We start from the raw sequence: 23,855 nt of genomic DNA on the forward strand, positions 1-23,855 counted from the left end.
CGAATCACGACGGTGATGCAACCCTCGGGGGTACGAACCGCCTTGGGTAGTCATGGATACGACGTCTCGGGAGTCGCGTGAGGAGGTGAGCGGCGCGTGGATGCCGATTTCGCCGATTTCGTCGCGGCGAAGCAGAACGGCCTCCTGCGCTACGGCATGTTGCTGACCGGAGGCGACCCGCACACGGCCGCCGACCTCGCCCAGGAGACGTTCCTGCGCCTCGGCCGGCGGTGGCGCCATGTCCGCGACGTCGAGCACCAGGACGCGTACGCACGGCGCACGATGACCCGGCTGTGGTGGAGCCGCAGCAAGCGCGACCGGCGCGACGTCCTGCTCGCCGAGCCCGAGGACCGTGCCACCAGCGATGCGGAGCCGGCCTGGACCTCCGACCTCTGGGCGGCGCTGCAGCAGCTGCCGCCCCGGCAGCGCGCAGTCCTCGTGCTGCGCTACTACGAGGACTGCTCCGAGAAGGAGATCGCCGAGGTCCTCGCCTGCCGGCCCGGCACGGTCAAGAGCCAGGCCAGCCGCGGCATGACGACATTGCGGCGGCTGATGGGGGTCGACGACGGCGATCCGGTGATCCCCGACGACAGCGACGCCGCCGGCCGGACCGGGGGGAGGTCGGCCCATGAGTGACCTCGAGAAGCAGCTGCGCGCGTTCGTCCGGGAGGGCGACATCCCCGTCCCCCACGTCCCCGACCTGGCCGCCCGGGTCGCCGGCGCCCAGCGCCGTCACCGGCAGCGCCGGGTGGCCGGCGTCGCCGCCGCCGTCTGCGTCGTCGCCGGCGCGGGCGTCGTGGGCACGATGCTGCGCGGCGGCGACTCGACGCCCCAGCCGGCCGCGCCGACTCCGAGCTGCGCGGGCGTGACGCTGCGCTCCGCGGGCGTCAGCACCGGCCTCGGCGAGGCCGGGCCCACCCTGGTCCTGACGCTCGGCGGCGGCACCGGCGGCGACGCCCGGTGCCCGATCGGCCCGGGCACCCGGATCGACATCGGCGCCGGCGTCGAGGCCCTGACCACCACGCTCGCCCCCGGCACGCCGCGGGTCCGGCTGCACCCCGGCCAGGACGCGCTCCTCGAGCTCACCTGGGCCACCTGGTGCGGGGACGGCCCGCCTCGGGTCCGGGTGACCTTCTCCACCGGCGACGCCACGACCCTCGATCTGCCGGCGGACACCGCGCTGCCGGACTGTGGCGACCCGAGCGCCCCGGCGCCGCTGGGCTTCGTCGCGCTGCGCACCATCGATGTGCACCCCGGGGGCACGGCCGGGTCGGGCTAGGTGTGTCTCCCAGGTGGGCGCCGTCGCGCGCCGCCCGCCGGCGCAGCAGCTCAGCGGCTCAGCGCATCTTCACCGAGTTGGCCGCCGCGTCGAGGGCACCGAAGTGGCCGGAGCTCGCGACATAGCCGTACGACGCGCCGCCGTAGGACGCGTTGTTCCAGACCTTGAAGTCGCAACGGGCGTAGCCGGTGCCCGAGCGGATCCGGTTGCGCCAGCTGGAGGTCAGCGTCGGCCAGGCCCACTCGACGTCCAGGTCGTCGTCGCACCCGCTCGCCGCCTCCATCACCAACGCGGCACCGGTGCCGTAGGTGCCGTCGTAGAAGATCGCGGTCACGACCGACGCGAGCGGCGCCGGGGCGGGGGCCGCGGCAACCGGCTCGTCGAGGCCGGTCCGGGCGGCCCGCGCGGCGCGCGAGGCCGCGGCGCGATCCTGTCGGACCAGGCCCGTCTCGATCGACCTGAGCGTCGACCGCTCGCTGAGGTCGGCGGTCGTCAGCCCGTCGGTGGGGACGCCGGTCACCGCCTCGAGCAGCGCGTCGGCGCTGGGGTAGCAGTGCAGCTCTCCTGTCGTGGCGCGCAGGAGGCAGGCCTCGTCGGCGGCGCCCTCCCCGGCGTCGGCGGCCCGCGCGGCCGGTCCTGAGGGCAGCACCAGGGCTGCCGCGGCGAGGCCGGCGAGTGCCAGCCCGGCGATCTTCTTCTCGACCATGTCCCTACCTCCCCCGAGGCTCATGCTCCGGATGGGTCCGACGCAAACCTCTCGACCGTGGGACGGCCCCTGCTCCACCCCGGTTCCGCGCAACTACCGGAACTGTCGCGAACCCGCCGTCCGGACGACGAAATCGGTAGGTGAGCCGCCAGGTCAGCCCTTCGTGCGGGTGAGGAAGGCGGTCATCGCCTCACGGGCCTCGTCGGAGCCGAACAGCCGGGCGCTGAGCTCGACCAGCTCCTCGCCCTGAGCGTCGATCCGGGCGAGCAGGTCGGCGGCGAGGAGGCCCTTGGTCTCGCGCAGGCCCTGGGCGGCGCCGGTGGCGAGCTTGCCGACGACGTCGTCGACCTTCGTCTGCAGCTCGTCCGCGGGGACGGCGAAGGTGGCCAGGCCGAAGTCGGCGGCCTCGGCGCCGGTGAACACCTCGCCGCCGAGCGCGGTCCAGGCGAGGCCGCGCGGGGTGAGCCGCGGGAACACCGTCAACGAGATGACCGCGGGGGTCAGCCCGAGCTTGACCTCGGTGAGCGCGAAGGTCGCGTCGGCGGCGACCACGACCACATCGGAGGCGGCCACGATGCCGATGCCACCCGCGCGGGCGGCTCCCTCGACGACCGTCACCACCGGCTTGGTGAGCGCGACGATCTGGCGCTGGAGAGCCACGATGGCCCGCGCGCCCTCCTGCATCGGGACCGTCGAGGCCTCCGAGAGGTCGGCACCGGAGCAGAACACCCGGCCCGACGACCTCAGCACCACGACCCGCACGTCGTCCGCCGCGTCCGCCGTCGCGAGGTGGCCGACCAGCTCGGTGACCAGCTGGCGCGAGAGCGCGTTGCGGTTGCGGGGCGAGTCGAGGGTGATCGTCGCGATGCCGTCGGCGACGTCGAGGTGGACCAGCTCGGCGGGTGCGTCAGTCATGCGGGCCATCCTGCCTCGTCGTACCCGCCACCGCGGGTCCGGTCCATGGCACGCACCGACCGCCGATCTCCTCCTGCTGGGGCGGGCCGGTCACGCGGCTGCCGCGAAGCAGTCCGCCGCGATGCCGGCGATCAGCCTGTCCAGCCAGTCGGGCCCGAGGCCGAACTCGTGCTGGCGCCGCGCGGCCCGGGAGGCGCGGTCGGCGGCCTCGTTGAGGACATGGCCGTTGTGCCCGCGGACCCACACGACCCGCGACGACGTCGCCCGCAGGCGCGCCAGGATCGTGGCGACGGCCGCGGCGTGGACGGGTTTGAGGGCCGAGAGCGCTCCGTCAGATAGCGCACGGCGTTCAGTGAGTCCGACTCGATCAGCAACGGCCGCCCCGGGTAGCTGTCGAGCGCGAGCCCGATCGCCTGCAGCTCGCCGTGGAGGATGTCGGTGGTCTGCCCGACGAAGCGCGCCGTGACCTCGCCGCGCTCGGTCGCGACCCCCAGGCCGACCCCTCGGCGCCGCGACTTCGAGGCATCGGTGCCCACCCGCAACGGGGATACGGGCCGCGTCGAGACGGGAGCGGCCGCGGCCGGCGCCGCCTGTGCGTGCAGCCGTTCACGGGCCGCCGCGTCGAGGCGCCCCAGGGGGTCGACGCCCGGGCTCGCCACGAGGTCGATCCGCGGGAAGGCCGCGGCAGACTCGCGGAGCGCGGCCAGCAGCCGGGCATCACGAACGAGGAGGACCACCCGCTCGTCGTACCGCTCGGCGTCGGCGAGCAGCCGCTCGAAGGCGTCGAGGCCGAGCGCCGCCCGGGAGCTCTGAGAGCAGTCGCCGCTGCTCGTCAGCACGAACCGGCGGCGGCCCGCACGGCAGGTCGCCAGCACCGTGAAGAGCCGGTCGCCGTCGGTCGTCCTCAGGCGAGCCGACCGGATGACGGCCAGCGATCGAGGTGCGGGACGGCTGCGTGGAGCAGGTACGACGACAGGTGCTGGGGCGCGAGGCGTCGGCCGCGACTCGCGGTGGGTCGCCGCGGGACGGAGCCATGCGGCGACCCGGGCCAGGAGGGACGGGATGATCGGGATGATCGGGAACGGGCGCACAGCAGGCTCCTCTCGGTCCGCCGGACCGGGTGTCCGACCGACCGGTGAACCGATCCCGGTTCGGCGCGGCCGTCCCCGGGGGCCGATGGGGAAAGCCAGGGCCGCCGCACCCGGCGGCTGCAAGAATGGGCGCCGATCCACGGATCCGGCTGATGGGGGGACCCGATGCTCGACATCCTGCTGTGCGGGGCGGGCGACACCGCTGAGGTGCGCGACGAGTTCGTGCGGGTCGTGTCCGAGTTCGGCGGCACACCGCTGCACTACCTCTCGGGCGACATCCTCTACGTCAACACCGCGACAGCGACCTGGGCGGAGAACTCCCGGGCCTCGGTGCAGAGCTCGGAGCTGTGCGTCTTCGTCATCGTGCGGGCGCTCGGCTCGATCACCTGGACGACCGAGTTCCGCGAGGTGGTCACCAGCGGCAAGCCGTTCGTGATGCTCTGCCTCGACTCGACGTACCACCGCTACCTGGAGCTCTCCCAGGCGGTGCGGAGTGACGGGGAGGGCGCCGCGGGTCCCGGCGACCAGCAGCTGCTGGAGACCCTCGCCACAGTCGAGCGCGACCATCAGGTCACGATCGTCCCGTTCCCGGCGAACGGGTTCGGCGAGGTGCTCCGTCGGCAGCTCGCGAACACCTTCACGCTGGCGCTCCAGCTGCTCGAGACTCAGAACCGCCGCCGGTTCCTCCGCACCCTGTTCCACGCTCCGGAGTCGCTCCCGGCCCACCATCTGGAATGGGCGACCGAGCTCGCCCTCGACGAGACGGAGGAGAAGGGACCGCGCAAACAGGCGATCGTCGCCCTGGCGCTGCGCCGGTCGGCGACCGAGGACGTCGCCCTCGCCCTCCTCGGGTCCCCCGAGCAGGGTGTCCAGCGACTCGCGTTCGCCCGCCTCGCCGATCTCTACATCGAGCGTCCCCCGCGCCGTGACTTCCTCGAGGCCGTCGTCGAGATCGCCAACACGAGCGACGACGTGGGCGTGGCGCGGCGCCTCCTGCCCACCCTCTTCGACATGGACCTGGCGACCGCCCTGGCAGCGCTCACCGAGCTCAATCTGACCGACAGCGGACTCCGCCGGCGCCTCATCGACCAGCTGGAGCTGCACGAGGGGCGCATCGGAGACCTCGGGCTGGTCCCCGCGGCGCTCCGACTGGCCGAGCGGGCCCGGGTCGGCACCGACGAGCAAGACTGGAAGAAGCGGCTCACCCGATTCATCGAGCGGCACGCGGACGACGGCACCTGACCGGCGGCACCGCACGCCGGCCAGGGGAGCAGCGGGCCCGGCCTGCCTCCCGTCACGGAGGCCCTCCCGGGATCGGTCAGGGACAGCGACCGAACAGGACGTGGCCGCGACCGGAGATCCGGGCCCAGAGACAGGAGGTGCCCATGGGAGGGGACGTCGGGTCGCCCGAGGACGAGGTCCAGCGCCTGAACGAGGTCGCGGGAGTCCTCCGTGAGCTCGGCTCCGCGTCGGCCGTCACCCACCACGCGACGCCGAGGAATCTCCCCGAGGCGCGCGCGGAGGTCCTCACGGCGCTACGCGCGGGGCGGATCGTGACCCCTGACCTGATCTACCCCGAGGCCGGAGACCCGGCGGCGGCCGCAGCCGTGGGGGCCCGCGCCTCCACGATGGCGAGCGAGGTCGGCGGTCCCTGGGGCCGGCTGGTCGCCGACCACGTCGCCACGACCATCGGCGCGGCGAGAGCCGTCCGTTCCCACGATCCCGAGGTCATCGCCGAGGACACCCGGAACCGGTTCGCAGACCCCGGCGGCGAACTCCTCCGCGTCGCCGACGCGGTGCTCGCGATCCCGGTGGAGATCCGCGACGAGGAGGTGGTCCCCGCAGGCGAGGCCGTCCGGCGGTTCCGCGGCGTCCTGGACGGGGTCGGGTTGGCCGCCTGGTCGGTCGTGGAGTCGGACAGCATGCACGCTCGCGTCGCCGTGAACTCGCCACGGCGGCGGATCCGGTTCTCCGCGAGCGCGATCTTCACCACCTCGGAGCTCGAGCGCCTGCTCGCCCACGAGGTGGGTACCCACGTGCTCCGGTTCGAGAACTCCTGCGCGCAGCCACTGCTCCTGCTCGCCACGCCGCTGGGCGTCGCCGAGCCCACGGAGGAGGGCCTGGCCGTCCTCAACGAGGCGCGGCTCGGCGTCCTCGACCTGACCAGCCTGCGCACCTACGCCCTCCGGGTGCTCGCCGCCCGTACGGCGATGGACGGTCCGTTCGCGGAGGTCGTCGAGACGCTGCTCGCGCACACGAGCCCGCCCCTCGCCGTCGACATCGCGCTGCGCGCGAAGAGAGGCTTCGCCGACCTGCGGGCGCCCGGGGCCCACCTCAAGGACGTCTCCTACCTCTCCGGCTACCTCGCACTGGTCCGGCATCTGCGCGGCAAGCCGGAGGACTACGCGGTCCTGATGGCGGCCAAGCAGCCTCTCGCCAACATCGCGCCGGTGAGGGAGGCGATCGCGGACGGAAGGGCCGCGGTGTGGCCGCTCTCGCTGGTCCACGACCTCATCCCGTCCCGTGACCGCCCCTGGATCCATCCCAACGGCGATCCGTTCCACCTCACCGCGTCCGGTCCGGAGGACGGGCCACCGCTGTCGGACGCGGCGAGCGCTACTCGGGCGCTCGGGCGATGATGCCGTCGGCGACGGCACGCCAGTTGGCGCGGACCTGGTCCGGCGCGATCAGCCACTGGGTGTCGACCGGCGGCAGCGGACTGCCGATCTCCTCCAGCCACATCTCCGTCGGGATCCAGGCCGAGCCCCGCTTCTTCTTCGCGACGGCGTCGAAGGCGCGACGGGCGTCGTCCGGGTCCTGGGTGTAGAGACCCCGCAGCGCCAGCAGGTGGGCGACGGCCGGACCGGTACTGCCGTAACTCGCCATGAGGGTGCGGACGCGACCGAGGAGGGCGCCGAACTCGTCGTCACGCTTGAGGGCCAGATACCCGAGCACCGTCAGGCAGTCGAGGTGAGCCGTGCGATGACCGGTGTCGACGGCGCGCTGGAGGAGCTCGACGACCTCGTCCCGCTCCACACCTTCGACCCGCGCCCGGTCCCTCAGGTTGGTGACCATCAGTTCCAGCCGGAACCGTCGCGAGGACTGCCGGGCGACGTACGCGAGGTCGGCTTCGTTGCCCGGGGTGAGGCCGTGGAGCCGGTCGATGACAGTCCGGAAACGGTCGAGGATGTCGGGCCGGTGCTCGGCCTCATAGGCGAGGGCCTCGTGGAAGCGTCGGGACGATCGGAGGGTGACGGCGTACTGGTGGTGGTGCTTCGCCGCGAAGTCCGGGTATCTCTCGACGGTCGCGGTCATCAGCCTGTGGGCCTCGTCGAACCGCGACAGGCTGCGCAGCCGGTAGACGGTGAACAGGTCGACGTGGGCGCCGATCTCCGGGTGGGCGGGCCGGATGGCCACCAGCGCGTCGGGAGCATCGGAGAAGGGCAGGGCGCACGCGTGCACGAACGCGAGGAGGGCCGCGATGTCGGTCGCGGCCTCCGGGCCGGGCGACGGAACGAGCCGGGCCAGCGCCGCGATGGACGGGCCGTCGTTCACGATCTTGGCCAGCCCGGGCGTGTAGATGTCCCACTCGTAGCCGAGCCGCAGCGCGAGCGCGGTCCCCTCGATCTGCGCGGCGTCGGATCCCTGCTCGTGCCCGTCCTCGACCCGGCGCACCGCCTCGGCCATGCCGCGCTCGGCGGCCTCACGCCAGTCGTTGTCGGACCAGTAGCCGACGGACTTGCGGTCGAGCTGGACGAGTCGCCGGATCTCGTCGTGGACCCGGAAGGGATAGATCGAGCCCTCGTCGTTCTCCTCGACGAGGGCGTACCGGATGGCGCGCTCGGCCGCGCCACCGCTGACCCCGGCGACCGCCGTCACCAGGTCGAGGTCGAAGGAGGGGAGGACGCAGGCCGCACGGAACGCGTCGGCCTCCTCCGGGGACAGCACCTCCAGGAGCTGGACGACGACCTGCGGCAGCTCACCGCCCAGGTCGGCGACGGTGTAGGTCCGCGCGGGTACGGCTCGTTCCAGGTTGTGCAGCAGCGCGAGCACCGCGTCGATGTGGAGCGGCAGACCGTCCGCGCGCGCGACGAGCTCGGAGACGACGTCGTCGGGGAGGTCCCATCCGGCGCCGGACCGGGACTGGTCGTAGATCCGCCGGACGTCCTCGTCGCTGAGCTTGCCGAGCAGGTGCTGGCGGGGATCCTCGGTCGCGCCCTCCGCCAGCCCCGGCCAGGAGGCCGCTCCCGCGTGGCCGAGCTCGGTGCGACGGGCGTCGGCCCAGCTGAGCCGGTTGCGACCGGTGACGACGAACAGCGCGTACGGCAGCTGGGCGACGAAGGACGCGATCGTCGCCTCCAGCGCGTGGTTGCCGTGCCGCTCGATCTTCTCGAAGGGGTCGACGAAGACGACCAGCGCCGGCCGGCGGGAGGCCGGGAGGTAGAAGATCTCCTGGGTGAGGAGGTAGAGCAGGTCCGCGACGACGTCCGGCGCCTGCGATCCCTGCGGGATGTGGCCGATCGCGTCGAACAGCTCGCCGAGGCCGTCGTACTCCTCGAACATCGGCAGCGACCGGCCGGCCACGTCGATCTCGTTGACGACGCGGCGGACGCTGGTGGCGCTCAGTGTGCTCGGGATGCCCATGCCGAGTTGGCCGGCGACGGTCTGGAGCGACAGCAGCATGTCGTCGGCCACCACGCCGGACAGGCCGAGGTCGCCGTCGCTCCCCCGGACGGCCTCGAAGTACGCCGCGAGGGCGAGATCGAGCGCGAGCCAGCGGTGCCCGACCGACGTGAGCGACCGGCGTAGCGAGAGCAGCAGGTCGCGGACGGGGAACACGCCCTCGGAGTCGTGGAAGTCCCAGCGCACCGGCACGACGCCGGGGTGCGGCCATCCGCCCCACTCGCAGGTCTCGGGCAGCCGCCCGGTGACCCACTGCTCCATCCGCTTCGACATCCCGGTCTTGCCGCGACCGCCCTGGCCGTAGAACACCAGCACGTTCGGGAAGACGCCGTCGGCGATCTCGACCGCGCCCCGCAGGCGGGCGAGCTGGTGCTCGACGGACGTCCGCAGCGCCTCGCTCTCGGGGACCCGGTCGGCGAAGGTGTCGGTCACCGACTGGTGGGGCCGCGGCCGCTGCCGCCGTGGCATGCCCGTCCTCGGCCTCGCGGCGGGCGGTAGGTCGGCAGGAGCGGTCGTCCGGCCGGGAGTGGGGGTGATGCCGTGGCGCGCCAGCGCATCCCTCAGCTCGACGAACACGTCCTCCCGCGCCCTCAGGGGCATCAGGATCTTCTGCTCGTCGCCGCTCAGGAAGTCGAGTCCCAGGGCGATCTCGTCGTCGAGCTGCATGACCAGGATCTCGGCGCCGTGCTTGAACGCCCAGTCGACCTCCATCCGCACGCCTCGGCGGCTGTAGGCGACGGTCGAGCCGAAGACGATGAAGAGGTTGGATCCGTCGATCCGCCGCGGGATGGACTCGGCCCAGGCCTCGGTCGGCTCGATGCCCTCGTCGTACCAGAGCTCGTAGCCCTCCCGGTGGAGCTGGGCGAGGAGCGGGTAGACCCGCACTGCGTCGCCATGGGCGTACGACACGAACGCGTACGGCCCTCCGCTGAGCGCGACCTTGAAGGGCAGCGGCATGTCCACGCGGCAGATCCTCTCATCCATCGAGGGGCACCGCTGTCGAACCGATCCTTCCGGCAGGAGCGATGACGGCTGCTCCTGCCGGGTCCGGGATCAGCCCCACTTGATGCCGCACACGGGGCACTTGCGGTACTTCTCGTGGTACATCACCTCGGCGCCGCACGCGCGACAGGTGTAGCCCCGAACGGCGAGGGCGATGGCTCGGATCATGATGGTCCTCCTCGGTCGATGTGGTGTGTCGACGTCTCTGACCGATCCCGGCGCTGCCGCACTGGAGCATCCGCAGCAACAGGTCCCCCTCGGGCCGGCCGGACGGCAGGTCGGGCATCGTGATCAGGGCTGACCCGGGCGACGCGCTCGTGCACATCGCGACGCCGGTGGACTGATCAGGTCGATCAGTCGACAGCGGTGTGGCGCATCCAGGCCGCACCGAGCGCGAACTGGCTCTCCACGCCGTAGTGCCTCATCGCGCTCCGGATCCGGCGCTGCGCGGTCCGTGGCGACAGCCCGAGCGCCCGGCCGGCCGCCTCCACGGTGATCCCGCGCTGGAGCAGCCGCAGCAGTGGGTCCCACTCGGGCCGGCCGGACGGCCAGCCCCAGCCCGCCACCGGCACCGCCTGCTCCCAGATCAGGTCGAAGAAGTCGGTCATCGCCCGGCTCAGCGGCGGGTAGGCGATCATCACCAGGTCGACGAGGTCGGCGCGACCCCACTGCGCGGGGACGACCAGGGTCTCGTCGGTGACCATCATCCAGCTCGGCACCAGCGGGTGCACCCGGAGCTGGGTGCCGGGCGCCACGCCGGCGTACAGCTCGGCCGGGTCGGCGCCGTCGGCGGCGGCGGACCCGACCACGGCGCGCAGGTCGAGCCCGGTCTCGCGCAGGTACTCCGCCGCGGCGTCGATGTCCTGGCCCACGTCGGCGGCGCCGAGCACCTCCGGCATGAACATGCTGACCCGGGTGGGCGGCCGCCAGGTCAGCTGCCGGGTCCACACCTCGCCGATCGGCACGGGCCCGCGCAGGATCTCGATGACGTGGTCCTCGCTGCCCGAGGCGCCGGCGCTCCAGCTCTCCACGAGGCGCGGCAGTCCCGCGAGCACGGCCTCCACGTCGCGCAGTCCGTCGCGCACGGAGGCGAGGTGGTCACCGACTGCCGAGATCGCCCGCCGCTCCGGGGACTGGTAGCCGAGCACGTCGTCCTCCCAGACCAGGTGCTGCGCGTCGACCAGCCGGGCGAGGCACTCCCGGGTCTCGTCGAGCGACAGGCCCAACGACTCGGCCGCGTCCTTGGTGGTCACCGGGCGGCTGCGGAGGAGCAGGGCGAGAGCGTGGTCCAGCGGCTGCGGCGTACCCATCGATCCCATCGGTCCTCACCGAGCTCGTCCGGAGCGCCTCGGGGTGTGGCGGGTGTCTGCCATGACCGGTCGGCGCCAGTCATCTGGTCTTAACCTGCCACAGATCTCTCCGCGACGGATCGGTTCGAGCACATCTCGCCGGCCCGCCCCTGCTCCCTCCTGCCTCCAGCCTCCCGATCGGAGTCACGCATGTCTCGGCTGTCCCTGTCCTGGCCGCGCCGGCTGCCTGCCGCCCTGTCCGCCCTCGCGCTGCTCGTCCCCGTCCTCCCCGTCACCCTCGTCGCCCTCGCCGCGCCCGCGCAGGCGGACGACGGCGCGACGGAGAACTGCGTCGAGGACTGGGAGTGCCTGTACTTCCGCTCCGGCTACACCGACACGGGCGAGGACAACCGGCCCAGCGAGGACAGCGCGTCCTGGGACCTGCTCCGCGTCACGGCGAAGCCCACGGACACGGGCGGACGGTCCTGGGAGGGCACCTTCCGGATCCGTCAGCACAGCACGGCCGGCCAGGAGGGCAGCACACCGCAGTGCATGGAGGCCAAGGCGTACATCGGCGACGCCAGCCTCAACGGGCCGGGCGCGGAGCTCGAGAACTGCGGCGACACCCCGAACCAGCGCTGGTACGTCGAGCCGGTCGGCGACGGTGGCGTCCTGGACACCCGGCCCGGGGCGTGGAACCCCTGGTGGCGGAGCAACGACACCACCTGGGAGAGCACGCAGCGCACGAGCACCAAGTTCTACCTCCGCAGCGCCGGCGAGGGCGACGTCGCCGACATGTGCTGGGGCGCGGAAGGCTCGGGCGGGCTCTACAAGCTGGGCGCCAACCCGTACAGCGGCCGCCTCTTCACCTGCGGCCACCCACCGACCGGCGGCGCGAACACCGGGGACAACGGGCAGCTCGACGAGGTCAACGCCCACTGGAACCTCTACGACGAGTCGAACGGGATGCCGCCCATGCACCGCATCCCGGCCGATCAGGCACCGGTCACCGCCATCCTCCTCGCGTCCGCCCTCCAGCACGCCCTGGCGGAGTGCGCCGCGGACACCACCCGCGCCACCTGCGCCGGACAGTTGCACGACGAGGCCGGCCACACGGTCTCCGACTGGAGCCGGATCGACCAGCTCGCGCTGAACGAGCAGGTGACGCCGACCACCATCACCAACGGCTGCGCCCCCGGACCGTCCGAGACCGGTGCCGGGGAGGACGACGGCGACGGCGACGGCGAGGACCCGCCGGACGGCGGCACGCCGACCGGCGGTGACGACGGCGCGGCCCGGGTCGTCTACAACGGCGGCGACAGCCCGATGACCACCACCTTGGGCAGCAGCGGCACGAACTCGTTCGGCACGTCCTACACCCACTCGCTGGGCGTGGAGGTGACCGCGGCGTACGACGCCTTCATCACCAAGGGCGAGGTGAAGGTGACGACCTCGCAGGCGTGGGGCAAGACCTGGTCGAGCAGCCACAGCGTCAGCCAGGACGTGACCTGGACGGTGCCGCCGCACCGTTACGCCAGGGCGACGGTCGCCTCCCAGGCACTGCAGCTGCAGGCGGCCTGGAGGTTCCACAGCGGCGCCGGGGCCTTCAACCCGTGGGAGACCGACGCGTTCTCGACGCTGACGGTGCCGTACTCGAGCGACCCGGCCGCGAACCAGCCCGACACGGTGCTCTCGGTCTACAACACCTGGGACTGGAAGGCCTGCTCGGCCGGCCCGCCCAGCGTCCTGGATCCCACGCGGCGTCCGCAGATCGAGAACACCACGGCACCGGGAACGGCACCGGCGGTCGACGACGTGCTCCAGGCGGTCACCGACACCGCCTGGTGGCTGCGCCCCGAGGGTGACGACGAGTCCGTGACGCTGCGCTACCAGTGGTACCGGCAGCGCGGCTCCGAGCCGCCGGAGGCGATCGACCACGCCCGCCAGCCGACGTACACCGTCACCGAGGACGACGTCACGGATCCGGAGATCCTCGACCGGGTCGGTCCCTACCACCTCTACGTCGGCGTCACCGACGTCGCCACGCAGTACCGGTTCGACTCCCTCGAGCACCGCTCGGTGTCGACCTCGGCGGTCAGCGAGACGCGCAGCGCCATCGGCGACACGCATCTCGAGCTGAGCCTGCTCAACCCGGACACCGACGCCGGCACCGACACGATCGTCGACGTCAGTGCCGCCGCCCCGGGCTCCCCGACGGAGCCCACCGGACAGGTGGTCCTGCAGGACAACGGCATCGTGGTGGGGGATCCGGTCACCCTCGGCGCCGACGGCACGGCCCGCACCCGGTTGCGGCTGGCGCGCGGCTCCCACGCGCTCGAGGCGGTCTACGAGGGCGACGGCACCGTCAGCGGTGCCCGCAGCGCGGTCGCGCGCACCACCATCACCGGAACCGCCAGCCGCACGTCCCTCACCCTCGCCAGCCCTGCCGGCCGGGTCGGGCAGGACACCACGGGCACGATCCGCGTGCGCTCCGACAGCGGGGCCGACGTGGTGCCCGGAGGCGTGGTGCAGCTACGGGCCGACGGACGCACGGTGGGCCCACCCGTCACCCTCGACGCCGACGGCACGGCTCAGGTGACGATCCCCGCGCCGACGGCGGCCGGGGCTCGCGAGCTGACCGTCAGCTATGCCGGTGACACCGTCTTCGACCCGTCCACCAGCGCCCCCGTGACCCAGTACGTCGACGCGATCGGCACCCAGGTCGGCCTGGAGGCCAGCGCCCGGGTGACCTGGCGGCACGGCGCGGTGCGGCTGATGTCCGCCGTGACCGCGGCCGGGGCCGGCACGCCGCAGGGCCAGGTGCAGCTCTACCTGGACGGACGCCCCGCGGGCACCCCGCTGGTCCTGGACAGCCAGGGCGTCGCCCGGGTCAAGCTCAAGGGCCTGGCCCTGGGCAGGCACCGGCTCGCGGTCCGCTTCCAGCCCACCGGCTCGGTCCACGCGGCCGCCACGTCGCCCGAGACCGTGCTCGTCGCACGACGTCACGGGGTGCGCACCACGATCAAGGCCGATCGCACCCGGGTCCGCAGGGCACAGCACCTGGTGGTCCGCGGCACGGTGCACGCGCTCAAGAACGGGCCCTCGCCGGCCGGGCGGCGCGTGCAGCTGCTGGTCGACGGTCGGGTGGTGAAGAGCGTGAAGGTGGCTCGCGACGGCAGCTACCGGATGACGATCCGCGGCGGCAAGCTCGCCGTGGGCGCGCACCGGGTCGAGGTGCGGTTCGTCGGCTCGAAGCGCGCCTCCGTGGCGCCGGACGTCTCGAAGGCGGTGGTGGTCACCCGGCGCTGAGCCACGGCCGGAGGGCACCTCCTCCGGACACTAGGATCGCCTCATGCGGAGCACTCCCCCGCACCGCGGCTTCGTCGGGCGGCGTGCCGAGACCGGGCGCTGCCGCCGGTTTCTGGCGAGCGACTCGGCGCACACCACCTTGCTGGTCCATGGTCCGGGTGGCATCGGCAAGTCCGCCCTGCTCGACGAGATCGCCGTCCTGGGAGCGGAGGCGGGCTACGAGGTCCACCGCTGGATGGGTGCGGAGCTCGCCGGCGGCATCGTCGAGCTCGATGCCCTGGGCAGCGTCGCGGCGGGGAGCACCCCGGCCCAGCTGCTCCTGGTCGACGGCTGTGACGAGCTCGTCGCGCTGTGGTTGCAGCTGCGCCTGCGGGTCGGGCAGCGCACGGCTCCGGGCAACCGGCTGGTGATCGCCTCGCGGGAGACACCCGAGCAGGCCTGGCACCGCCCCGGCTGGGACGCCCGGGCGCTGAGCCTGCCCCTGCTGCCGTTCACGGCCGACGAGGCCGAGGCCCTGGCGCTCGCCCGGGGCGTCACCGACCCGGCCGATCGCACCGCCCTCGTCGCGTGGTCCGCCGGACTTCCCCTCGCCGTCACCCTCGCCGCCGACGCGGTCGCCACCGGACTGTCGAGCGCGGCGCTGGCCGGCGACCCGGACCTCGCCACCATCCTCCAGACCCATGTCGTCGGTGGATCGCTGTCGGCCGACCACCTCACCGCCCTCACGGTCGCTGCCATCGCGGGCGAGTTCGACGGCCGCACCCTCGCCGCAGGCGCACCCGGGATCGACACCGCGGACGCCGAGGCCTGGCTCCGCGGGCTCTCGTTCGTCTCACCGGTCGGCAGCCGGCTGCGGATCCACGACAGCGTGCGTCACGTCGTTCAGTCCGGACTCGCCGCCTCCGGCCCCGACCAGGACGCGGAGATCCGCCGGCGACTGGCCGACCACCACGTACGACGAGCCGTCGCCGGCGAGCCCGCGTCGATCGTGGAGATGAACCGCCTGGTCCGTGACCCCGTGCTCCGCTACGGCCTCGGCTCGCACCAGATGGGACGCCGCTACCAGGTGACGACCGGTCGTCCCGACGACTTCATCGAGGTCGCCACCCACTCCGGGTACGACGACGCCTACCTCGCGCTCCTGCGGCGCTGGTTCCACGACGCGCCCGGCCACGTGGTCGTCACCCGGGACGAGACGGGCGCACTGGCCGGCTGGGGCATCGCCGCGACCCTGTTCACCCACCCCGCCTGGATCGAGGAGGATCCGGTGCTGGGCCCGTGGTTCCGGGTCGCGCGTGCGGCCCACCCGGACGAGGACGCCTTCCTCGTCCGGGACGTGGCCGATGTCGGCGCCGCGACCGACGAGATCTCGCCCATCCTCGCCGCCGGCTACGCGTGGTGCATCCAGCGGATGGCGCACCACAACCCCCGCTACTCCTACGCCTGCACCTCCGACAGCGCCGACACCCCGACGGCCGGCTCCTGGCTCGCCGCGATGGGCTATCTCGAACGACCAGAGTTGGCCGTCACCGTCGGACGTCATATCCGGCGTTGCTACGTCACCGACCACGGAGAGGCCGGGATGGCCGGCGACACCTGGCGGACCGTGTACCGCGACATCGGTCTCCCGGACCTCTCCGTCCCTCCCCTCGTCGACGTCCGGACCGCTCTACGGCACGCCCTGCGCCACTTCCACGACCCGGTGGCCCTGGCCGACAACGCACTGGCTCCCGGAGGGGCCGCCCGTCATCGGGTGGAGGGTCTGCGGTCCCAGATCCTCGCCGCCATCACGGCCGAGTTCGGGGACGGCGCCGAGGACCAGCTGCTGCGCTCGACCCTCGAGCTCACCTACCTCGCCACCGACGGCAGCCCGCAGTCCGCGATCCGTGCCCTGCCGGTGTCGCGCTCGTCGTACTACCGGCGGATCGAGCAGGCGCTGGGGCGCCTGGCCCACCGGTTCACCGGCTGAACCGGGTCCGTCCCACATTCGTCCCAGGTTGTCCGGAGCCGGCGACCTCGGCGCGCGCCGCGACCTAGCGTCCGAGCATGCGTACCCGGCACTTCGCGACCCTCGGGCTCCTGCTCGCGTTCGCCGCCACCTCCGTCCTCAGCGCGCCACCCGCGACCGCGGACCCGCAGCCGTTCGGCCCGAGCCCGTGGCTGGTGCGCGACACCGTTTCCGGGACGGGATCCTCGACCGTCAACCGGGGCGTGGTGCTGGGCGGCCTGTTCGTCTATGCACAGCACACGCCCGGCTACGGGATCGAGCCCTGGGTCAGCGACGGTACGACGGCCGGGACCCGGCTGCTCGTCGACATCGTGCCCGGAGCCACCAGCTCGAACGCCAACAACCTCGTCCGGGTCGGGTCCTGGGTGTTCTTCACCGCCCAGCTGCCCGCGACCGGCACGGAACTGTGGGTCACCGACGGCACGGCCACCGGCACCCGGTTGGTCGAGGACCTCGAGCCCGGACCGGACGGCAGCGGCATCTTCAAACCCGTGGCAGCCGGCGACCGGCTCTTCTTCAACGCCGACACCACCGGGAGCGGCCGAGAGCTGTGGATCAGCGACGGCACCGAGGCCGGCACCCAGGTGGTCGAGGAGATCAACCCCGCCGGCGCGCACGCCAACCCCCTCAACGTCACCGCGGTCGGATCCCGGGTGGCGTTCACCGCGCTCAGTGCCGTCGGCGGCAGGGAGCCCTGGATCAGTGACGGCACGCCGGCCGGCACCCATCGGATCGGGGACATCAACCCCTCCGGCGACTCGGCGGCCGGCGACTTCGTCGCCCTCGGCGACGCCGTCCTGTTCCGCGCCGCCTCGGCCGGCGACAACCCCGAGCTCTACCGCTGGCCCGGCACCGGCCTGGTCTCCAGCCAGGTCAAGGACATCTATCCCGGTGGCGCCGTCGGCGGCGAGCCGCGCGATCTGGCGGTGCACGGCGGACGGGTCTACTTCAGCGCCAGGCACCCCGACACCGGGACCGAACTCTGGACCACCGACGGGACCGAGGCCGGCACCCACCTGATCCAGGACCTGCTCCCGGGGCCAGGTAACGGCCAGCCCCACGACCTGGTCTGGGTGGGCGGCCGCCTCTACTTCGAGGCCGCCGACAGTGCCACGACCTCCGGCCTGTTCACGACATCGGGCACCGCCGCCGGCACCCGGCTGGTCAAGCGGCTGACCGTCGGAGGGGCGGAGGCATTCGCCAGTAATCTCCGCGCGGCCGGCGACCGGGTGCTGTTCAAGGTCTTCGTTCCCGACCCGGTGAGCGAGAGCCTGTGGATCAGCGACGGCACCCCCGCCGGCACCACCTCCCTGCTGACGATCACCCATCCCGACGCCATGGTCTGGACCGCCGACACCGGCACCGGCACCGCCTTCGTCAACGTCCGCCACCCGAGCACCGGCGAGGAGGTGTGGGCCTACACCTGGCGCACCTCGACGACCCTCGTGACCGCCAAGAAGAAGTGGTCCGCGAAGAAGGCCAGAAAGAGGCGGATCAAGCTGACCGTCCAGGTCGCCGCCACCGGCGCCACCCCCGACGGCACCGTGACGATCTGGGCGCAGCGCAAGGGCAAGAGCCTGAAGAAGAAGCAGAAGAGGATCCGCCTGGTCGGCGTCGGCACCGTGGTCGACGGCGCGGCGAGGGTGCGGATCGGGAAGAGGCTCAAGCCCGGCAGATACCGGATCACCGCCCGGTACGCCGGCTCGCCGGAGGCCGCCTCCTCCACGTCGGCCCAGGTCCGGATCAAGGTCAAGCGATGAGGGGCCACCTCATCACGTCGATCAGCACGGCGACGATCGGCGCCGTGACCCTCGCCGTGGCCACGGCCGGAGTCCTGACGTCGGCCGCGCCGGCCGGCGCGGCCGAGCCCTTCGGCCCCACGCCGTGGGTGGTCGGCGCACCCGGCGCCGGGCCGGCGAAGATCTGGGACGGTGCCGGCCTGGGCGACCGGCTCGTCTACTCCTACGAGACCCCGGCGTACGGCGCCGAGCCGTGGGTGAGCGACGGCACCGTCGCGGGCACCCACCTGCTCGTCGACATCACCCCGGGACCGGGCGGCTCGGGCGCGGACGAGTTCGTCCAGGTGGGGAGCCTGCTGCTGTTCCACGCCGAGGCCCCCGGGCTGGGCGACGAGCTGTGGGCGACCGACGGCACCACCGACGGGACCCGGCTGGTCAAGGATCTGTGGCCCGGCGCCGCGAGCAGCAGCCCGGACAACCAGGCGGCGGCCGGTCGGCGGCTGTTCTTCAACGCCGACACGCCGGGCGTGGGCCGAGAGCTGTGGGTCAGCGACGGGACGGCGGCCGGGACCCACCTGGTCGAGGACCTCAACCCGGGCGTGGCCGACTCCTCCCCGGGCAACCTCACCGCGGTGGGCAACCGAGTGGTCTTCCACGCGACCAACGCCACCATCGGCCGGGAGCCGTTCGTCAGCGACGGCACACCGACCGGCACACATCAGATCGGGAACATCAGCCTCGCCGGCGACTCCGATCCCCGCCGGTTCACCGTGCTCGGCGCCGCGGTCCTCTTCCCCGCCAGGTCCGACACCGACGGTGTGGAGCTGTACCGCTGGAGCGGCACAGGCGTCCAGTCCACCCTGGTCCGCGACATCAGCCCGGGCGTCGCGAGCAGCTACCCCGAGGGGCTGACCGTCTATCAGGGGCGCGTCTACTTCAGCGCGCAACACCCCGCCACCGGCGGCGACGAGCTCTGGTCCACCGACGGCACCACCGACGGCACCTACCTCGCCCAGCAGATCAACCCCGTCGGGCCGGGTGCGATCGGCGACCTCACCGTCCACGGCGACCGGCTGTACTTCGAGGGCCGGGACGGCCCCGAGACCACCGGACTGTTCTCCTCGACCGGCACGGCGGCCTCGACCCGACTGGTACTGCGGCTGACGACGCCGGGCGGCGCCGCGTCGGTCCACGGGCTGCATCCCGCCGGCGATCTGCTGCTGTTCAGCCGCTCCACGACGAGCCCGGACACCGAGGCGGTCTGGATCACCGACGGCACCACCGCCGGCTCCCGCCCGCTCCTCGCGGCCGAGGACCCGGCCAGCCCCGTGGCCACGACCCTCGCCACGGTCGCGAACACGGCCTTCGTCGTCGCCACCGCACCCGGTGTCGGCGAACGGCTGTGGGCCTACACCTGGCGCTCCTCCGAGACGGTCGTGACGGCCAAGAGGAAGTGGTCAGCCAAGAAGGCACGCAAGAGGAAGATCAAGCTCACCATCGAGGTGAGCGCCGCCGGCGTGACGCCGGACGGCGCCGTGACGATCTGGACCAAGCGCAAGGGCAAGGGCCTGAAGACGAAGCAGAAGCGGCTGCGGGCTGTCGGCACCGCCGTGGTCGTGGACGGCATCGTCAGGGTGCGGATCAAGAAGCGGCTCAAGGCGGGGAAGTACAAGATCACGGCCACCTACGCCGGCTCGCTCGAAGCCGGGGCGTCGACCTCGGCCCCGCGCACGATCAAGGTACGCCGATGAGGCGGGGCCGCGTCGTACCGCTGCTGGTGGCGCTGCTGGTCGCGGCCGGCGGGGTGTGCGCGCTGCCCGCGTCGGCCGCCGCCGATCCCTACGGTCCCGATCCGTGGCTGGTCCGGGAGGCGGTGCCCGGCGCAGGCCTGAGCACGGTGGAGGGCGGGGTCGCCCTCGGTGGGCGCGTCGTCTACTCGCAGCGAACCCCGAGCACCGGATTCGAGCTCTGGGTCAGCGACGGCACGCCGGCCGGCACCGTCGTGATGGACCTGAACCCCGGCGCCACTGGTTCCGCGCCACGCTACTTCGCCCGTGCGGGAAACCAGGTCTTCTTCTACGCATGGCTCCCCGGCCGGGGCGGCGAGCTGTGGGCAACCGACGGCACCCCCGCCGGCACCCGGCTGGTCAAGGACATCGAGCCCGGCCCGGCGAGCAGCAACCCCACCGGACTGGTCGCCGCCGGCAATCAGGTGTTCTTCGTCGCGGAGACGAACACGGCCGGGGAGGAGGTGTGGGTCAGCGACGGGACGGCGGCCGGCACCGTCCAGGTCGACGACATCTACCCCGGCGTCACCGGCTCGGCACCGGGCGAGCTGCGCGCGGTGGGCTCCCGGGTCGCCTTCCACGCCACGGACAACACCAGTGGCTCGGAGCCCTGGATCTCCGACGGCACCCCCGCCGGCACCGTGCGGATGGGGAACATCAACCCCGCGGGCGGCTCCGGTACCCACGGCTTCACCCTCCTCGGCGACGCCGTCCTGTTCTCCGCCGAGGCGACCCCCGGCAACGCCGAGCTCTACCGATGGCCCGGGACCGGTCCGGTCTCGACCCTGGTCAAGGACATCTGGCCCGGCCCCAACGGGAGCTCCCCGAACTGGCTGACCGCCCTGGGCGGACAGGTCTACTTCGCGGCCGGCGTGCTCCCCGGCCTCAGCGTGGAGCTCTGGGTCAGCGACGGCACCTCCGCGGGGACGCACCTGGTCCACGACATCAACCCCGGCGTGGCGGCGAGCGGCCCGCGGCACCTCACGATCGTCGGCGGCATCCTCCACCTCGTGGCCGAAGGCCCCGAGGGATGGGGCCTGCGGGCCGTCACTGGGCCCACCACGCCCACGCGCCTGATCCGGACCCTGCCCGCCGGCACCGTCTTCGCCAGCACCCACGACGTGCAGTCGGTCGGCGGTGGGCTGGCGTTCTCCGTCCAGATCGGCCTCACCGACACCCTCTGGCTCAGCGACGGGACTGCGGGTGGGACCCGGCCGCTGCTCGGCCTGGTCGGCCCCGATGTCGCCGTACGGACGCTGGGGAACGTGTCCGGCACCGTTTTCTTCGCCGCGAAGCATCCCACGCTCGGCGATGAGCTGTGGGCCCACACCTGGCGTACGTCGAGCGTCACGGTGACAGCGAGGAAGAAGTGGTCGGCAAAGAGGGCACGCAAGAAGAAGATCCGGGTGCAGGTGCACGCCACCGCCTCCGAGGGCTCCGTCACGCTGTGGGCCAAGGGCAGGGGCAAACACCTGTCGAAGAAGCAGAAGAGGTTGCGCCAGGTCGGCACCGGCGTCCTGGTCAACGGGATGGTCACGATCAGGCTGACCAAGAAGCTCAAGCGAGGCAGTTACCAGGTGTACGCGCAGTACGCCGCCTCGCTCCACGCGCAGGCGTCGACCTCGAGCATGCGCACGATCAAGGTCAAGGTGAAGCGATGAGGCGCCACGTCGTGAGGTTCGCCCTGCTGGGGCTGGTTCTTCCGCTGCTCGCTGTGCTTGCCACCGTCACGGCGACGCCGGCCCTGGCGGCGACCGACCTGTCCGGACCGTCCTTGATCACAGGCGCCGCCTCGGTGGCCGTCGACCCGGCCGGCAATGCTACGGCTGTGTGGATCGAGAGCCCCGACGGCTCTTCGTACCAGGTCCGGGCGGCTCGACGCACCGGCAGCGCCGGCGCCTGGGGGGTTGCCGCCACCGTGGGCGCGCCGGGGTCCCTGGCGCCGGCCGTGGCGACCGGCCCGAACGGTTCGGCTATCCTCGCCTACACCTCCACCGATACCGGCTTCGCCGTGATCCTCGCCCGGACGATCGATGCGGGCGGCGCCTGGAGTCCGCCGTCGATCGTGTCGGCGCCCGGACAGAACTCCGGCAGCCCGCAGCTCACAGTCGGGCCTGATGGCACCATCACGATCGCCTGGTCGACCCACGACGGTGTGAACACGATCGTCCAGGCTCGCCGTCGTACGCCGGACGGGACATGGTCGGCTCCCCTCACCCTCTCGACGCCCGGCACCAACGCCGACGGACCGTCCCTCGCCATCGACGACGAGGGAGACGTGGTGGTCGCCTGGACCACCAGTACCGGCGTCGAGGCGAGCCGGCTCCTGCCGACCGGGTGGACCACGCCCGACCAGGTGTGGACGGGCGTCAACGCAAGCCAGGTGCGGGCCGGCGCCGGTGGCACCGGCCACTTCACCCTGGCCTGGGTGGTCCACAGCGCCGTCGTCGGCGACCGGGTCCACGCCACCGAGCACCTCGGCGGCGACGATTGGACCGAGGAGGCGTACGTGCTGAGTCCGCTCGGCCTCGATGCGAAGGACGTCGACCTGGACGTGTCCACCGGCGGCAACGCGGTCGTCGTCTGGGCGGTCGGCGACGGCGAGCACTCGTGGATCCAACGGTTCCAGGAGTGGCCGCAGGACATCGGCGGCTGGAACGACGCCGACAACCCCGACGACGAGTCGCCCATCGACGGCGAGGCAGTCAATCCCACCGTCAGGTACGACGCGGACGGCAACCGGCACTTCGCCTGGACCCAGCTCGGCGCCTCCGGGCCGGAGGTGTGGTCGATGCTGCACTCGGTTCCGAACCCGCTCCCGAACCTGGCCGGGCGCCGGTCGCCGGCCGGGGAGCAGGTGCTCGCGCCCAGCATCGGCCTCGACGCCGTCGGCACCGTGACCACGCTGTGGCGCCGGCTCGACCCAGCCAACCCGCTGCACTCCCGGGTCCAGATCGACACGGCGACCCGCAAGGGCCCGCTCGCGCGGATGGTGGCGCCCACGCTCGCGCTGTACCCCTCGACCGCGCCCTACGGGCTCAGCTGGACCGCCGGGGAGCGCGGCGCACCCGTCGCGTCGTACGACCTGCGCTGGCGCGAGGCCCCGTGGAACGGCACCTTCGGTCCTCCGCAGACCTTCCGCACCGCGACCACCGCCACCGGAGCGCCCTTCGGCCCCCTGCAGCTCGGCGCCAGCTACTGCCTCTCGGTCCGCGCCCGAGACGTCGACGGCCTCGAAGGTCCTTGGTCCGGCGAGGGTTGGGGATGCCTCACCGTGCCGCTCGACGATCGCCAGCTCAAGCGCAAGGGGAAGTGGAAGAAGGTGAAGGCGGGCAACGCGTTCTCCCGCACCCTGACCCGCAGCACCACCAAGGGCGCCTGGCTGCGTATCAACGGCGTCACCGCCCGACAGCTCGTGCTCCGGGTGAAGCTAGGCAAGAAGTACGGGAAGATCAAGGTCAAGGTGTCGGGATGGGGGCCGCAGACCTTCAGCCTGAAGAGCAAGCAGCGCGGGATCGGCACCATCGCCTTGGGAGACATGGGCAGCATCCGGACGGTCAACGTGATGATCGTGGTCAAGAGCAAGGGCAAGCAGGTCAACGTCGACGGCCTGTACGCACGGAAGTGGTGACCGTGCGTCCGTGGTCCGTCGGCGTGCTGACCGCCGTACTGACCTCCTTCCTCGCCCTGCTGGTCCTCGGCTTCCTCACCGTGCTCGGCTACACGACGATCACGCCCGCCCGTGAGGCCGTCCAGGACTTCGCCGTGTGTCGGGGTGCGGACCGGATCGACCGCCAGGACACGCACAGCACGCAGCGCCGGACGACGGCCGGTGGCTACCGCGACACCGGCGCGACAACCACCGACCTGACCTGTCACTACGGCGACGAGGTGCGCCACGTGGGCAACGACGCCGCCTTCCTCCGTGGCGGCGGCTACGCGCTCGGCGGCGCGGCCGCCACATCCGCGGGCGTCGGGATCCTCCTCGGGGTGCTCGCCGCCCTTCGCCGGCGCCGCCGGCTTCGCGCGCGGACGTAGCGCACCATC

The 23,855-nt window shown here is 72.7% G+C and carries 16 protein-coding genes; 11 read left to right on the plus strand and 5 right to left on the minus strand.

The annotated features are described in order from the left end of the window. Positions 1–96 precede the first annotated feature (96 nt). Together RB608_RS09490 and RB608_RS09495 are read left to right on the plus strand one after the other, a co-directional pair. The gene (locus RB608_RS09490) at positions 97–636 is read left to right on the plus strand and encodes a SigE family RNA polymerase sigma factor (protein WP_308087585.1); all 540 of its coding nucleotides are present in this window, start codon (positions 97–99) and stop codon (positions 634–636) included. Beyond that, complete coding sequence (locus RB608_RS09495) at positions 629–1,279, plus strand: hypothetical protein (RefSeq protein WP_308087586.1); 651 nt, start codon at positions 629–631, stop codon at positions 1,277–1,279. Before RB608_RS09490 ends, RB608_RS09495 begins: the two co-directional genes overlap by 8 nt. 58 nt (positions 1,280–1,337) lie before the next feature. Here RB608_RS09495 and RB608_RS09500 read toward each other — a convergent pair whose 3' ends face one another. From RB608_RS09500 to RB608_RS09510, 3 genes are all read right to left on the minus strand, one after another. Then, positions 1,338–1,985, minus strand: a complete 648-nt coding sequence (locus RB608_RS09500; RefSeq protein ID WP_308087588.1) for a hypothetical protein — start codon at positions 1,983–1,985, stop codon at positions 1,338–1,340. A gap of 153 nt (positions 1,986–2,138) precedes the next feature. Then, positions 2,139–2,900 carry an enoyl-CoA hydratase-related protein gene (locus RB608_RS09505; RefSeq protein WP_308087589.1) on the minus strand — a complete coding sequence of 254 codons (762 nt, stop codon included), beginning with the start codon at positions 2,898–2,900 and terminating at the stop codon, positions 2,139–2,141. A 131-nt stretch (positions 2,901–3,031) separates the two neighbouring features. Next, positions 3,032–3,991 carry a hypothetical protein gene (locus tag RB608_RS09510; RefSeq protein ID WP_308087590.1) on the minus strand — a complete coding sequence of 320 codons (960 nt, stop codon included), beginning with the start codon at positions 3,989–3,991 and terminating at the stop codon, positions 3,032–3,034. Between the two features lie 165 nt (positions 3,992–4,156). On the opposite strand from RB608_RS09510, the gene RB608_RS09515 reads away from it, so the two are divergent. Beyond that, positions 4,157–5,233: a hypothetical protein gene (locus tag RB608_RS09515; RefSeq protein WP_308087591.1), complete on the plus strand. Its 1,077-nt coding sequence runs from the start codon at positions 4,157–4,159 to the stop codon at positions 5,231–5,233. A 143-nt stretch (positions 5,234–5,376) separates the two neighbouring features. Beyond that, the gene (locus tag RB608_RS09520) at positions 5,377–6,630 is read left to right on the plus strand and encodes a tyrosine/phenylalanine carboxypeptidase domain-containing protein (protein WP_308087592.1); all 1,254 of its coding nucleotides are present in this window, start codon (positions 5,377–5,379) and stop codon (positions 6,628–6,630) included. Here RB608_RS09520 and RB608_RS09525 read toward each other — a convergent pair. Continuing rightward, the gene (locus tag RB608_RS09525; RefSeq protein WP_308087850.1) at positions 6,608–9,631 is read right to left on the minus strand and encodes a TIR domain-containing protein; all 3,024 of its coding nucleotides are present in this window, start codon (positions 9,629–9,631) and stop codon (positions 6,608–6,610) included. The two genes, RB608_RS09520 and RB608_RS09525, sit on opposite strands and share 23 nt — an antisense overlap. Positions 9,632–10,029: 398 nt before the next feature. Then, positions 10,030–10,986, minus strand: coding sequence for an AsnC family protein (locus tag RB608_RS09530; protein ID WP_308087594.1), 957 nt, complete (start codon positions 10,984–10,986; stop codon positions 10,030–10,032). Positions 10,987–11,175: 189 nt separating this feature from the next. On the opposite strand from RB608_RS09530, the gene RB608_RS09535 reads away from it, so the two are divergent. The 7 genes from RB608_RS09535 (at position 11,176) to RB608_RS09565 (ending at position 23,846) form a co-directional block, all read left to right on the plus strand. Continuing rightward, entirely contained in the window at positions 11,176–14,274 is a 3,099-nt protein-coding gene (locus RB608_RS09535; RefSeq protein WP_308087596.1) for an Ig-like domain repeat protein, read from the plus strand. 43 nt (positions 14,275–14,317) lie between these two features. Further along, positions 14,318–16,243, plus strand: a complete 1,926-nt coding sequence (locus RB608_RS09540; protein WP_308087597.1) for a hypothetical protein — start codon at positions 14,318–14,320, stop codon at positions 16,241–16,243. A gap of 77 nt (positions 16,244–16,320) precedes the next feature. Then, positions 16,321–18,042 (plus strand): Ig-like domain repeat protein, encoded by a 1,722-nt coding sequence (locus RB608_RS09545; RefSeq protein WP_308087598.1) that lies wholly within the window; start codon positions 16,321–16,323, stop codon positions 18,040–18,042. After that, positions 18,039–19,772 (plus strand): ELWxxDGT repeat protein, encoded by a 1,734-nt coding sequence (locus tag RB608_RS09550; protein WP_308087599.1) that lies wholly within the window; start codon positions 18,039–18,041, stop codon positions 19,770–19,772. The genes RB608_RS09545 and RB608_RS09550 overlap by 4 nt, the downstream gene beginning before the upstream one ends. Further along, positions 19,769–21,469: a hypothetical protein gene (locus RB608_RS09555; RefSeq protein WP_308087601.1), complete on the plus strand. Its 1,701-nt coding sequence runs from the start codon at positions 19,769–19,771 to the stop codon at positions 21,467–21,469. The genes RB608_RS09550 and RB608_RS09555 overlap by 4 nt, the downstream gene beginning before the upstream one ends. Further along, on the plus strand, positions 21,466–23,439 hold the full coding sequence (locus RB608_RS09560) for a hypothetical protein (protein WP_308087603.1): 1,974 nt from the start codon (positions 21,466–21,468) through the stop codon (positions 23,437–23,439). Before RB608_RS09555 ends, RB608_RS09560 begins: the two co-directional genes overlap by 4 nt. After that, positions 23,436–23,846, plus strand: coding sequence for a hypothetical protein (locus tag RB608_RS09565; protein ID WP_308087604.1), 411 nt, complete (start codon positions 23,436–23,438; stop codon positions 23,844–23,846). The genes RB608_RS09560 and RB608_RS09565 overlap by 4 nt, the downstream gene beginning before the upstream one ends. The last annotated feature ends 9 nt before the right edge of the window (positions 23,847–23,855 follow it).

Source organism: Nocardioides sp. LHD-245, assembly GCF_030929495.1.
Lineage (GTDB): Bacteria > Actinomycetota > Actinomycetes > Propionibacteriales > Nocardioidaceae > Nocardioides.